At 63.6% G+C, this 13,403-nt stretch carries 12 protein-coding genes and 1 pseudogene; all 13 read left to right on the top strand.

The features are described from left to right. The first annotated feature begins 99 nt into the window (after window positions 1–99). Window positions 100–1,674, top strand: coding sequence for a phytoene desaturase family protein (locus NKH35_RS08310; protein WP_023732285.1), 1,575 nt, complete (start codon window positions 100–102; stop codon window positions 1,672–1,674). 112 nt (window positions 1,675–1,786) lie between these two features. Beyond that, complete coding sequence (locus NKH35_RS08305) at window positions 1,787–3,316, top strand: ABC transporter substrate-binding protein (RefSeq protein ID WP_023686913.1); 1,530 nt, start codon at window positions 1,787–1,789, stop codon at window positions 3,314–3,316. Between the two features lie 33 nt (window positions 3,317–3,349). Continuing rightward, window positions 3,350–3,462: pseudogene (locus tag NKH35_RS32010) on the top strand (endonuclease domain-containing protein); the annotation flags it as partial. Between the two features lie 42 nt (window positions 3,463–3,504). After that, window positions 3,505–4,512 (top strand): ABC transporter permease, encoded by a 1,008-nt coding sequence (locus NKH35_RS08300; protein WP_023732284.1) that lies wholly within the window; start codon window positions 3,505–3,507, stop codon window positions 4,510–4,512. Further along, on the top strand, window positions 4,505–5,353 hold the full coding sequence (locus NKH35_RS08295; protein ID WP_023732283.1) for an ABC transporter permease: 849 nt from the start codon (window positions 4,505–4,507) through the stop codon (window positions 5,351–5,353). The genes NKH35_RS08300 and NKH35_RS08295 overlap by 8 nt, the downstream gene beginning before the upstream one ends. Next, the gene (locus tag NKH35_RS08290) at window positions 5,350–6,228 is read left to right on the top strand and encodes an ABC transporter ATP-binding protein (protein WP_352914107.1); all 879 of its coding nucleotides are present in this window, start codon (window positions 5,350–5,352) and stop codon (window positions 6,226–6,228) included. Before NKH35_RS08295 ends, NKH35_RS08290 begins: the two co-directional genes overlap by 4 nt. Next, complete coding sequence (locus NKH35_RS08285) at window positions 6,221–7,051, top strand: ATP-binding cassette domain-containing protein (RefSeq protein ID WP_352914104.1); 831 nt, start codon at window positions 6,221–6,223, stop codon at window positions 7,049–7,051. Before NKH35_RS08290 ends, NKH35_RS08285 begins: the two co-directional genes overlap by 8 nt. A 77-nt stretch (window positions 7,052–7,128) precedes the next feature. Beyond that, a complete protein-coding gene (locus NKH35_RS08280; RefSeq protein ID WP_023804450.1) occupies window positions 7,129–7,728 on the top strand; it encodes a VOC family protein in 600 nt (199 codons plus the stop codon). Between the two features lie 141 nt (window positions 7,729–7,869). Then, complete coding sequence (locus NKH35_RS08275; RefSeq protein ID WP_352914101.1) at window positions 7,870–10,164, top strand: bifunctional salicylyl-CoA 5-hydroxylase/oxidoreductase; 2,295 nt, start codon at window positions 7,870–7,872, stop codon at window positions 10,162–10,164. Then, complete coding sequence (locus NKH35_RS08270; RefSeq protein ID WP_023682733.1) at window positions 10,161–10,934, top strand: SDR family NAD(P)-dependent oxidoreductase; 774 nt, start codon at window positions 10,161–10,163, stop codon at window positions 10,932–10,934. Before NKH35_RS08275 ends, NKH35_RS08270 begins: the two co-directional genes overlap by 4 nt. Next, on the top strand, window positions 10,928–11,398 hold the full coding sequence (locus tag NKH35_RS08265) for a MarR family winged helix-turn-helix transcriptional regulator (RefSeq protein WP_023682732.1): 471 nt from the start codon (window positions 10,928–10,930) through the stop codon (window positions 11,396–11,398). The genes NKH35_RS08270 and NKH35_RS08265 overlap by 7 nt, the downstream gene beginning before the upstream one ends. Beyond that, the gene (locus NKH35_RS08260; RefSeq protein WP_023682731.1) at window positions 11,395–12,207 is read left to right on the top strand and encodes an enoyl-CoA hydratase family protein; all 813 of its coding nucleotides are present in this window, start codon (window positions 11,395–11,397) and stop codon (window positions 12,205–12,207) included. Before NKH35_RS08265 ends, NKH35_RS08260 begins: the two co-directional genes overlap by 4 nt. Continuing rightward, on the top strand, window positions 12,207–13,355 hold the full coding sequence (locus NKH35_RS08255) for an acyl-CoA dehydrogenase family protein (protein ID WP_023682730.1): 1,149 nt from the start codon (window positions 12,207–12,209) through the stop codon (window positions 13,353–13,355). The genes NKH35_RS08260 and NKH35_RS08255 overlap by 1 nt, the downstream gene beginning before the upstream one ends. Window positions 13,356–13,403: the final 48 nt, after the last annotated feature.

Here is a 13,403-nt window from a genome sequence, read left to right as displayed (position 1 = left end):
TGGTGAAGATCAAGGCTCGTCTCGGCCCTTAATATCCTACTAGACGAAAACATATGCATCTGCAATTATCTTTAAGCATAAAGGAAATGGGAACGGGGCGTGAGCGAGTTTGACGCCATATTCGTCGGGGCGGGCCACAACAGTCTGGCATGCGCCGCGCATCTGGCGCTCAAAGGCTGGAAAACCGGGATTTTCGAGCGCAGCGCAGCAATCGGTGGCGCCGTCCAGACCCACGAATACACGCTTCCCGGCTTCCGGCACGATTTCGGTGCAATGAATCTGAGCCTGTTCGCCGGCTCCGCCTTCCACCGGAAATATGCAAATGAATTGAAAGCACAGGGTCTTGAGTTCGCGCCGGTCGCCGACTGTTTTGCCAGCGCCTTCCCGGACGGACGCTGGTTCGGCGTCAGCAACGATCTGGAAAAAACCACCGGCCGCATGGCCGCTTTCTCCGCCGCCGATGCCGCGACCTGGCGTAGACTGGTCGCCGCCTTTCCGGGTGAAGCCGAGCACCTGTTCCGGCTGCTGGGATCGCCGATGAGTGCGCGTGCGCTTGCCGGCACCGCCTGGAACCTGTGGCGCAAGAAAGGCATGTCCGGCGCGCTCGATACGGGACGGCTGCTGTTGTCATCGCCTCGCGCCTGGCTGGAGGAAAATTTCGAGTCCGCGCATGTGCGGGCAACGCTTGCCACCTGGGGCATGCATCTCGACTTTGCACCCGACATCGCCGGCGGCGCCGTGTTCCCCTATCTGGAATCCATGGCCAACCAGACCTTTGGCATGGTGCTAGGCAAGGGCGGCGCCGACACGATCATCCGGGCGCTGGCAGGTATGGTCACCTCGGCGGGCGGCAAGATCGTCACAGGGACAGAGGTTGCCGAAATCACCGTTTCCGCCGGCAAGGCGACCGGCGTGCGGCTTGCGTCCGGTGAGACGCATACGGTAACGAAGGCGGTCATTGCCGGCGTCGCGCCCAGGGCGCTGACCGGCAAGTTGCTGCCCAACGGTTCCGGCGACACCGGCTTCGACACGGCTATGCAGAAGTTCCGGCACGCGCCGGGCACGATGATGATCCATCTGGCGCTCGACGACCTGCCGGACTGGCGCGCCGGGGCCGAGCTGCGGCAGTTCGCCTATGTGCATCTGTCGCCCTCGCTCGACGCGATGTCGCGCGCCTATCAGCAGGCGATGGCGGGCATGCTGCCGGACGAACCGGTGCTGGTCGTCGGCCAGCCGACAGCGGTCGATCCGTCACGCGCGCCGCAGGGCAAGCATGTGCTGTGGGTGCAGGTGCGCATGCTGCCCGCCGAAATCCTGGGCGATGCGGCCGGCAAGATCGCGCCCGCGCACTGGGATCAGGTCAAGGACGTCTACGCCGAGCGCGTGCTCGACATCATCGAGACCTACGCGCCCGGCCTGCGTACAAAAATCCTCGGCCGCGCGGTGTTCTCACCCATCGACCTCGAGCGCGAGAATCCCAATCTCGTCGGCGGCGACCAGGTCTGCGGCAGCCACCATCTGGCACAGAATTTCCTGTTCCGCCCGGCGCGCGGTTATGCCGGCTGGAACACGCCGGTCGGCAATCTGCATCTCATAGGCGCCGCGACATGGCCCGGCGCCGGCACCGGCGCGGCCTCCGGCTTCATGCTCGCGCAACAGCTTGGCGGGAGGTAGCTCGCAAGATTTCATGAAGGCGACGAGAGGCAAGGCGCTGCTGCCCACGAAGCCCGGATCGATAAACTGATAGTGCCGCGCAAAGACAACAAAACCAACAAGGGGAACGACCATGACAATCAACAGACGAGAATTGCTGGGATACAGTGCCGCGGCACTTGGGGTGGCGGCGATCGGCCTGCCTGAGATCGCCAAGGCGGCAGCGGGCGAGCTGACCATCGCCTACAACGTCAATCTGCCGTCCTGGGATCCGACCACCGGACCTTCGGCCGTCAACCCGACGATCCAGGGTCTCTACCAGTCGGTGTTCGACCAGTTCATTCCGCAAAAGCCGGACCTGTCCTTTGCGCCTGGCCTGCTCACCGAATGGGGCTGGAACGAGGATCGCACCAAGGTGACGATGACGGTGCGCGAAGGCGTGACCTGGCATGACGGCTCGCCCTTCACGCCCGAGGACGTGGTCTGGTCGCTGCAGCGGGCGGGCGACGAAAAGACCGGCAATCCGATCCAGTTCGTCTGGAAGAACGTCAACAATTTCAAGATCGACGGCAACAAGATCACCGGCGACGTCGTGCAGTTCGATCCGGTCTATTTCAAATGGATGTCGTTCCTGACCGGCTACATCCTGCCGAAGGCCTATTACGAGAAGGTTGGCGCGGAAGGTTTCGAGAAGGCGCCGATCGGCACCGGCCCGTACATGGTGGAAAAATTCGAGCGAAATGCTTTCCTCCGACTGAAGGCCAACCCGCACTATTGGGGCGACAAGCCGGCCTTCGAGAATGTGACGATCAAGTTCGTCACCGACGCGGCGAGCCGCGTTGCCGAGATCGAATCCGGTTCCTCGCAGGTGACGCTGGAGGTCCCCTATGAAGAGTATGACCGGCTGATCGCCAAGGACGGGCTTGCCGGCTCGTGCAAGCCCGTTTCCGACATCGGCATGATCTTCTTCAATGACATCGAAGCGATGCTGGACAAGAACGTCCGCCAGGCCGCCGTCATGGCTGTGGACAAGGAGCTTCTGGTCAAACGGCTGCTGCGCGGCTATGGCCAGCCGATCGCTACGCTGGAGACCCCGGAGTACACGGCCTTCGACGCCTCGATCAAGGTCGAGCACAATCCTGAAAAGGCCAAGGAGCTGCTCGCGGCTTCCGGCTATTCGCCGGAAAAACCGGTCAAGTTCACCATCCAGACGACCAAGGGCTTCAAGCCCAAGGATTATGAGATGATCCAGGCAATCGTCGGCATGTGGCGCAAGGTCGGCATCGAGGCGACGATCGAGGTCTACGAGATCGCCAAGCACTATGAACTGCGCGCCGCCGACAAGCTGGCGCCGGCCGCCTTCTACAATTGGGGCAATGCCATCGGCGATCCGACAACGTCGACTGGTTTTGCCATGTATGGGCCGAGCCCGCACTCGGTGTGGGACAGCCAGGACCTGATCGACATGATCAATCCGCTCTGGGGCGAGAAGGACGAGGCCAAGCGCATCGCCGGCTGGAAGGCTGTCGACAAGTATATCGCCGAGCAGGCCTATGTGCTGCCGCTGATTCAGTATGCGCAACCTATCGTGCATGCCAAGGGCGTCAACGTGGTGCAGCATGTGTCCGGCGCGCTGCTGCCGGCGCTGATGACCCCGGCCTGATATCGGCTTGTGGGCGCCACCCTTCGCTGAGCGGCCCCCTCATCCGGCCCTTCGGGCCACCTTCTCCCCGCTGGGGAGAAGAGACCAGCTCAGCTGTCCGTGACCTCTTCTCCCCTCGGGGAGAAGGTGGCCGCGAAGCGGACGAATGAGGGGGCTCTTCGTTAGAAACGCACTGGGCCAACACCAGAATGCTCCTGCAACGATTCCTGATCCGTCTGCTGACGATGCTGATCACGCTGTTCGGCGTGGCCGTCGTCGTCTTCGTCGTGATTCGCGTCGCGCCTGGTGACCCGATCGCCATGATGCTGCCCCCCGGTGCGACAGATGCCGACATCGACCGGCTGCGTGCACTCTACGGGCTCGACAAGACCATCGTGCAGCAATTCTTCATCTGGCTGTCCGGCGTCGTCAGGGGCGATTTCGGCACCTCGATTTCGCTCAGGCAAGATGTGCTCAGCCTTGTCTTCAATCGTTTGCCGGCAACGCTGGAACTTGCCATCATCGCGCTCGTCATGGCGGTTGGGCTCGGCGGCACGACGGCGATCCTCGGAGCCCGCGAGCGCGGCACGGCGGTCGAAGCCGGCATCGATATCGCCAGCGGCGCCGCCCTTTCCATTCCCGATTTCCTGTGGGGCCTCGTGCTGATCCTTTTGTTTGGCGTGCTGGTGCCGATCTTCGATATCTCCGGCCGCGTGTCGCCGCAGCTCGACCTGCCCTTCGTCACCCAGTTCTATTTCTTCGAGAGCTTGCTTCGGCTGCGCTTCGACCTGACCTGGGATCTGCTGAAACACATGCTGATGCCGGCAGTAGCCTTGGCATTGCCGCTGGCGGCAATCATCGCGCAGTTGCTGAAACAGTCGCTGAAGGAAGTGCTGGACCTCGACTATGTCGTGCTGGCGCGGGTGAAGGGGTTTTCGGAAACGCAGGTTATCCTGCGCGAGGCGCTGAAGAACGCTGCCTTGCCGACACTGACTCTCGTCGGCGTCCAGTTCACCTTCCTCATCGGCGGCACGGTCATCGTCGAGCGGCTGTTTTCCTACGAAGGGCTCGGCAACATGGCGATCGATGCCGTCATCAACCGCGACCTGCCGCTTATCCAGGGCATTGTTTTGGTGTTCGCGCTGCTGTTCGTGCTGATCAATCTAGGCGTCGACATGATGTATGCGCTGCTCAATCCGAGGCTGCGCCATGGATGAGGCGCGCGTCGTCCGGCGCGGATTGGGCCCGAGGCTGTGGCTGGCCGGCGGCTGGCTGCTGCTGGCGCTTCTGGCCGCGATCTTCGCGCCGCTGGTCGCACCGCAGGACCCGCTGGCGCAAGACCTGATGCTGGAACGGCTGCCGCCATTCTGGATGAGTGGTGCGGAATCCGGCTATTGGCTGGGCACCGACAGCCTCGGCCGCGATCTCCTCTCCAGGCTGATCTTCGGCGGCCGTATCGCCTTCATCGTCGCTTTCGCGGCGGCGATCGCCGCCTGCCTTGTCGGCTCGACGCTCGGACTGGTCGCCGGCTATTTCGGCGGCTGGGCCGACCGCATCATTTCACGCATCGTCGACGTCTGGATGGCATTCCCGCCGGTGCTGTTCGCCATCCTGCTGGTCGCGGTGCTCGGCACCGGCCTCAGTTCCGTCATCCTCGCCATCGTCATAATCGACTGGACGCGCTTTTGCCGGGTGATCCGCGCGGAAGCGATGGGCCAGTCGCGCATGGACTATGTCGAGAACGCCCGCATCGCCGGCTATGGCCGCATCGGCATCATGCTGCGCGAGGTGCTGCCCAATGTGGTGCCGTCGATCGTGGCACTGCTGTCGCTGGAGATGGGCATCGCCGTCATCGTCGAGGCCATCCTGTCCTTCGTCAATCTGTCGATCTCGACCGACGATCCGACCTGGGGCGGCATCATCGCCGAGGGCCGGCTGTCGATCCATCAGGCCTGGTGGCTGCTGGTGTTTCCGCTTGTCACGCTGATCCTCACCGTGCTGTCGTTCAGCCAGTTCGGTGAGGCGCTGAAGACACGCTTCGATCCGGTGCTGCGATGAGCGCTTGCCTGGATATTGCCAATCTGAGCGCCGTGCTGCCGAACGGCCAGCGCGTGCTGCGGTCGGTGTCGCTCTCCGTGCAGCCGGGTGAGGTGCGTGCTCTTGTTGGCGAGAGCGGCGCCGGCAAGACGATGATCGGCAAGGCGGTGCTCGGTGTGCTGCCGTCAAGCGTGCGCATCGTCGAAGGCGCCATGCAGCTCGAAGGCGGAGACCTCGGCAGGCTGCAGCCCAAGGCAAGGCGCACGCTGATCGGCGCTCGCACGGCGCTGATCCCGCAAGATCCGTTGACTGCGCTCAACCCGTCGCGCCGCATCGGTCCGCAGATGACTGACCGGCTGGTGCGCATTCTCGGCTGGAACGGTGACAAGGCGGACAAGCGTATCCGGCAATTGCTGGATGAGGTGCAGATCCGCGATCCCGACCGGGTGCTGAAATGCTATCCGCACGAGCTGTCCGGCGGCATGCGCCAGCGCGTGCTGATCGCCGCCGCCTTCGCCGCCGAGCCACGGCTGATCGTGGCCGACGAGCCGACAACCGCGCTCGACGTTACCGTGCAAAAGCAGATCCTGCGACTGATCGCCGAGCTGCAGCGCGAGCATGGCACCGCGATCCTGTTCGTCACCCACGATCTCGGCGTCGTTGCAAAGATCAGCCAGCAAGTGTCTGTGCTCTACGCCGGCAAGGTGGTGGAAGAGGCTGACACAGCCGCTCTCTTCGCCGCGCCTGAGCATCCCTATACGCGGGCATTGATGGCCGCTACGCCGCGCTACACGGATCCCTTTGCCTCGCTGAAGCCGGTGGATGAGACGGTGCTGGCAGGACTCGCTGCGGAGATCGCCGCCTCCGACCAGGCGTGGAGAGGGCCGCATGGTTGAGCCGCTGTTTTCCGTGCGCGGGCTGAAGGTGGCGCTGCCCGACATGACCCGCAAGCCGCTGATCGGGCGCGCGCCGCTGGCCGAGATTTTGAGAGGCCTGGATTTCGATTTGCCGAGGGGCTTGGTGACCGGCATCGTCGGTGAATCCGGGTCCGGAAAATCGACGCTCGGCCGCACGCTTGTCAGACTTCTGGAGCCGAGCGTCGGCAGCATCCATTTCGAGGGCCGCGATATCGCCCATCTGCCGGATGTGGAGCTGCGACCTCTGCGCCGCGACCTGCAGATGATCTTCCAGGACCCGATGTCGTCGCTCAACCCGCGTCGCACCATCGCCGGCATCATTGCCGCGCCGCTCAAGCAGAATGGGCTTGGCGACAGGCTCAAGGAACGCGTCGCCGAGGCATTGCATCGCGTCGGCCTGCCGCAAAGCTTCGCTAGTCGCTATCGTCATGAACTGTCGGGCGGGCAGCGCCAGCGCGTCGGAATTGCGCGCGCGTTGGCGCTTTCGCCGAAATTCGTGCTGGCCGACGAGATCGTCTCCGGCCTCGACGTATCGACGCAGGCGCAGATCCTCACCCTTTTGGAGAGACTGGCCGCGGAGATGGGGCTGACGGTCGCCTTCATCAGCCACGACCTGTCGGTCATCCGGCGGCTGTGCCAACAAGTGATCGTCATGCGCGAGGGCAGGATCGTCGAGGCGAGCGCCACCGATGCGCTGTTCGACAATCCCAGGGAGACCTACACGCGCGACCTGCTTGCCGCCATCCCACTGCCTGAGATCGACGCGGACTGGTTGCGGCCAGCAACGAAAGCGCCGGCATAGGACTGTTCACCCACCACGCCGAACAGCGGGCTTCGGACGTGCATGAGGGCAAAATCAGCCCGCGAACGGAGGGTAACATGAACCATGCAATCCGCGGCACGATGCTTGCCGCGATCCTGTTCGGCTCGGTGGGAGCGGCCTCGGCCGATTCGATCCCCGGCATGCGCGGCCACGACCACACCGGCATCACGGTGCCCGACATGAAGCAGGCAGTCGACTTCTTCACCGAAGTCGTCGGCTGCAAGAAGGCGATGTCGTTCGGCCCGTTCGCCGACGACAAGGGCACCTTCATGCAGGACCTTCTGGGCGTCGATCCGAAGGCTGTCATCGAGCAGGTCACCATGGTGCGTTGCGGCTATGGATCGAACATAGAGCTGTTCAAATACACCGCGCCCGACCAGAAGGATTTGACGCCGAAGAACAGCGATATCGGCGGCTTCCACATTGCCTTGTATGTCGATGATGTCGCCGCGGCGAAAGCCTATCTCGATGGCAAGGGGGTGAAGACGCGGATGGGGCCGCTGCCGGTCAAGGAAGGTCCGGCGGCCGGCCAGACCATCCTCTATTTCCAGGCGCCATGGGGATTGCAACTGGAGGCGATCAGCTATCCCGATGGGATGGCCTATGAGAAGGGTGCCGAGACTGTGCTGTGGAGCCCGAAGAACCCGGAGAAGTGATTTCCAGAGCGCGCTTGTGGGGCCAACCTGCAGGCGCGCCACCCGTGTCCTGCAATCGTTCCAACATGAAACTTTAAGCTTGAAATATTTTATCTCCGGCGCGATACTTGAGATGCAGCAAGCGAAGAGGAGATCGCACGGATGAAGGTTGCGGTTCTCGGTGGCGGACCAGCCGGCCTCTACTTTGCCATTTCAATGAAGCTGCGGGACGCCGCCCACGAGGTCACGGTGTTCGAGCGCAACCGCGCCGACGATACGTTCGGCTGGGGCGTCGTGCTGTCGGCCGAAACACTCGACAACCTTGCCAAAAATGACCCGGTCAGCGCTGTCTGGATCAAGAAGCATTTCGCCTATTGGGACGACATCGCCGTCATCCATGACGGCGTGCGCACGGTCTCGTCGGGCCACGGTTTCTGTGGCATCGGCCGCAAGCGGCTTCTGGTCCTGCTGCAGCGACGCGCGCGCGAACTTGGCGTGAGGCTGATGTTCGAGAGCGATATCGCCGACCCTCAGCCCTATATGGAGACGCATGATCTGGTCGTCGCCGCCGATGGGCTGAACTCAAGGGCGCGCAACACCTTTGTCGAAGTCTTCAAGCCCGACATCGACACCCGCAAATGCAAATTCGTCTGGCTCGGCACCAACCAGAAATTCGACGACGCCTTCACCTTCATCTTCGAGAAGACCGAGCATGGCTGGGTGTGGGCGCACGCCTATCAATTCGACAGCGAGACAGCGACCTTCATTGTCGAGTGCAGCGAACAGACCTGGGCTGCCTTCGGCTTCGGCGCCATGTCGCAGCAGGAATCCATCGCCGTCTGCGAGCGCATCTTTGAGAAACATCTCGGCGGCCACGCGCTGATGACCAATGCCAATCACATCAGAGGTTCGGCCTGGATCAATTTCCCGCGCGTGCTGTGCGAACGCTGGTCCTACAAGAACCTGGCTCTGATGGGCGACGCGGCGGCCTCGGCACATTTCTCGATCGGCTCCGGGACCAAGCTCGCATTGGAAAGCGCGGTGGCGCTGGCCGAATATGTCAAAACCGAACCGGACCTCGACGCCGCCTTCCGCAAGTATGAGGATGCGCGCCGCACCGAGGTGCTGAAGCTGCAGTCGGCGGCGCGCAATTCGCTGGAGTGGTTCGAGGAGGTCGAGCGCTATCTCGGCCTCGATCCGGTGCAGTTCAATTATTCGCTGCTGACCCGCTCGCAACGCATCAGCCACGAGAATTTGCGGCTGCGCGATGCCAAATGGCTTGAAAGCGCCGAGGAATGGTTCCAGCGCCAGGCAGGGGCAGGCGGCAACAGGCAGCGCCGGGCACCGATGTTCGCGCCGTTCAAACTGCGCGACATGCAGCTCAACAACCGCATCGTCGTTTCGCCGATGGCGCAGTACAAGGCAGTCGATGGCTGCCCGACCGACTGGCATTTCGCCCACTATGCCGAGCGTGCCAAGGGCGGCGCCGGGCTTGTCTATATCGAGATGACCTGCGTCAGCCCGGAAGGACGCATCACGCCCGGTTGTCCCGGCTTCTATGCGTCCGAACATGAGGTGGCGTGGAAGCGGCTGGTCGATTTCGTCCACACCGAGACCGAGGCGAAAATCTGCGCCCAGATTGGCCATTCCGGGGCCAAGGGCTCGACCCGTGTCGGGTGGGAAGGCACCGACGTGCCGCTTGCCTCGGGCAATTGGCCGGTCATGGCGGCCTCGGCGATTGCATGGTCGCCTGAGAATCAGGTGCCGAAAGCCATGGACCGCGCCGACATGGACGAGGTGCGTGACCAGTTCGTCGCGTCCACCGAGATGGCAGATCGCTGCGGTTTCGACATGCTCGAGATCCATGCCGCGCATGGCTATTTGCTGTCGTCCTTCATCACGCCGGTCACCAACCAGCGCACGGATGAGTATGGCGGTTCGCGGGAAAATCGCATGCGCTATCCCCTGGAAATCTTCCATGCGGTGCGCGCCGCCTGGCCGACGCGAAAGCCGATCTCGGTGCGCATTTCGGCCAATGATTGGGTCGGCATCGAAGGTGTGACGCCGGCCGATGCGGTGGAGATCGCGCGCATGCTGCACGAAGCCGGCGTCGACATCTGCGACGTCTCGGCAGGTCAGACCTCGATTGCCGCCAAGCCTGTCTATGGCCGCATGTTCCAGACACCATTCTCGGACCGTATCCGCAACGAGGTCGGCATGGCGACGATGGCGGTCGGCAACATCTATGAGCCGGACCATGTCAATTCGATCCTGATGGCAGGCCGCGCCGACCTGGTGGCCCTGGCACGGCCGCATCTCGCCGATCCCTACTGGACGCTGCATGCGGCGGTGAGGCTCACTGACCGTGGGGTCAAATGGCCGGATCCCTATCTTCCCGGACGCGACCAGATCTACCGGCTGGCCGAGCGCGATGCGGCGGCGGGGCTGAAAGTATGACGACGGCCTTGGCGATTTCAGGCAAACATGCGCTGGTCACTGGCGGCGGCTCCGGCGTCGGCCGGGCCATAGCACTCGTGCTGGCCGAGGCCGGCATAGAGGTGACCATATGCGGGCGGCGCGAGGCCGAGCTTGCCAAGGTAGCTGGCGAGAACGACCGCATCCACGCCATGTCAGCCGATGTTGCCAACGAGGCGGCGGTGACATCGCTCTACGCGCAAGCGGAAGCCGTGCGCGGCCCGTTCGACATCGTCGTCGCCAATGCCGGCATTGCCGGCAGCACGCCGGCGCACAGGACCTCGCTTGCCGACTGGCAGCGGACGCTCGACGTCAATCTGACCGGCGCCTTCCTGACGGTGAAGCCGGCGCTGGCCGGCATGGCCGCGCGCAAGGCGGGCCGGATCGTCTTCGTCGCCTCGACCGCAGGGCTGAAAGGCTACGCCTATGTCGCGCCCTACGTGGCGGCCAAGCATGGGGTGGTCGGGCTGATGCGGGCACTGGCGGCCGAGACGGCGAAATCCGGCGTGACCGTCAACGCCGTTTGCCCGGGCTTCGTAGAGACCGACATGCTGGCGGACTCCATTCAGCGCGTCGTCGAAAAGACCGGCCGCTCAGTCGAGCAGGCGCGGGCGAGCCTTGCCTCGACCAACCCGCAAGGCCGTTTCATCCAGCCGCAGGAAGTTGCCGCGACGGTGCTCTGGCTGTGCGGCGATGCGGCTGCGTCGATTACCGGACAAGCGATTTCGATCTCAGGAGGCGAAACATGGTAGCCGGCCCATTGCCCGCGCCGTCGGGACCCGGCAAGGACCGGCTGCGTCTCTGGATCAGGCTGCTGCGCGCCTCGCGCACGATTGAGGCGGAACTGCGCGAGCGGCTGAAGAAAGAATTCGATACGACACTGCCGCGTTTCGACGTCATGGCCGCCCTCTACCGCGCGCCGGAAGGCATGCTGATGAGCGATCTGTCGCGCTTCCTGCTGGTCTCCAACGGCAATGTCACCGGCATTGTCGACCGGCTGGTTTCGGAAGGCCTGGTCGCGCGCGCGCGCCGCAATGGCGATCGCCGCACATCCATGGTGCGACTGACCGATGAGGGTTCCAGATCCTTTGCCACAATGGCCGCGGCGCATGAGGGTTGGATCGGCGAATTGCTGGCCAAGGTCAGCGAGGAGGATGCGCGCCGGCTGACCGGCATGCTGACCTCGTTCCGCAGCAACTGGGAGGGACGCGAATGAGTTCGATGGCCGGCCTCAAGCCGAAGCACTTCCTGTGGGAGGTCGAAGGCAGGATCGCCAGGGTGCGGTTAGACCGGCCGGAGCGCAAGAATCCACTGACCTTCGACAGCTATGCCGAACTGCGCGACACATTCCGCGACCTCGTCTATGCCGACGACGTCGACGCCGTGGTGTTTCTGTCCAATGGCGGCAATTTCTGCTCGGGCGGCGATGTCCACGACATTATCGGCCCATTGGTCAAGATGGACATGAAGGAGTTGCTTGCCTTCACCCGCATGACCGGCGATTTCGTCAAGGCGATGCTCAACTGCGGCAAGCCGATCATCGCGGCGATCGACGGTGTCGCGGTCGGCGCCGGCGCCATCATCGCCATGAGCGCCGACATCCGCATCGCCACGCCGGAGGCCAAGACCGCCTTCCTGTTCACCCGCGTTGGCCTTGCCGGCTGCGACATGGGCGCCTGCGCGATTCTGCCGCGCATCATCGGCCAGGGCCGTGCCGCCGAATTGCTCTACACCGGCCGCACGATGACGGCTGCGGAAGGCGAGCGCTGGGGCTTCTACAACAGGCTGGCCGATGCCGCAGTGCTCGAGGCCGACGCGCTCGAGATGGCGGCGCGCATCGTCTCCGGCCCGACCTTCGCGCACGGCATCACCAAGACGCAGTTGAACCAGGAATGGTCGATGGGCCTCGACCAGGCGATCGAAGCGGAAGCGCAGGCGCAGGCGATCTGCATGCAGACGCGTGACTTCGAGCGCGCCTACAAGGCCTTCGTCGCCAAGAAAAAACCGGTGTTCGAGGGCAATTGATGGCTGACAGGAGTTTCCTCAACTGGCCGTTCTTTGAAGATCGCCACCGCGAATTGGCCGAAAGGCTGGAAGCATGGTGCGCCAGGAACCTGCCGGTCGATCACCATGACGTCGATGCCGCCTGCCGCGAGCTGGTGGCCAAGCTTGGCCGCGACGGCTGGTTGAAGCCGACGGCGCTCGATACGGACAATCCGGGACCGCTCGATGTCCGCACTTTGTGCATCATGCGCGAGACGCTGGCGCGCCATGACGGGTTGGCCGACTTTGCCTTCGCCATGCAGGGGCTCGGCACCGGCGCGCTCAGCCTGTTCGGCACGCCTGACCAGCAGCAATGGCTGGCAAAGACCACGGCCGGCAAGGCGATCTCGGCCTTCGCGCTTTCGGAGCCACGCTCCGGGTCGGATGTCGCCAACACCGAAATGACGGCGATCCGCGATGGCGACTTCTATATCCTCAGCGGCGAGAAGACCTGGATTTCCAATGGCGGCATCGCCGATCTCTACGTCGTCTTTGCCCGCACCGGCGAGGCGCCGGGCGCCAAGGGACTTTCCGCCTTTCTCGTACCCGCTGATACCAAGGGGCTTGGCATCGCCGAGCGCCTTGAGGTGATCGCTCCGCATCCGCTGGCGCGGCTTTCCTTCGATCAGGTGCGGGTGCCGGCTTCGGCGCTGATCGGCAAACCGGGAGACGGCTTCCGCATCGCCATGTCGGTGCTTGACGTGTTCCGCTCGACGGTCGGCGCGGCGGCACTCGGCTTTGCCCGCCGGGCGCTGGACGAAAGCATCAGCAGGGTGGCCGAGCGCAAACTTTTCGGCGCTCCGATGGCAGAGCTGCAGATGGTGCAAGGCCATATCGCCGACATGGCGCTGGACATCGATGCCGCAGCGCTGCTGGTCTACCGCGCTGCCTGGACCAAGGACATGGGCGCGGCTCGTGTCACCCGCGAGGCGGCGATGGCCAAGCTGTTCGCCACCGACAAGGCGCAAGAGGTGATCGACAAGGCTGTGCAGCTGCATGGGGGGGACGGCGTCCGCAAGGGCCATATCGTCGAGAGCCTCTATCGCGAGATCCGCGCGCTACGCATCTACGAGGGCGCATCCGATGTGCAGAAGGTGGTGATCGCACGGCAGGTGATGGGTGCGGCCTGACGGCGATGTATTTGATTTGAGATTGATCTTTAAGAATACCGGGGAGGC

This window comes from Mesorhizobium sp. M1143, assembly GCF_040318435.1.
Lineage (GTDB): Bacteria > Pseudomonadota > Alphaproteobacteria > Rhizobiales > Rhizobiaceae > Mesorhizobium.
The sequence above is the reverse complement of the archived record's forward strand: the minus strand, read 5'-3'. Positions and strand labels throughout refer to the sequence as shown.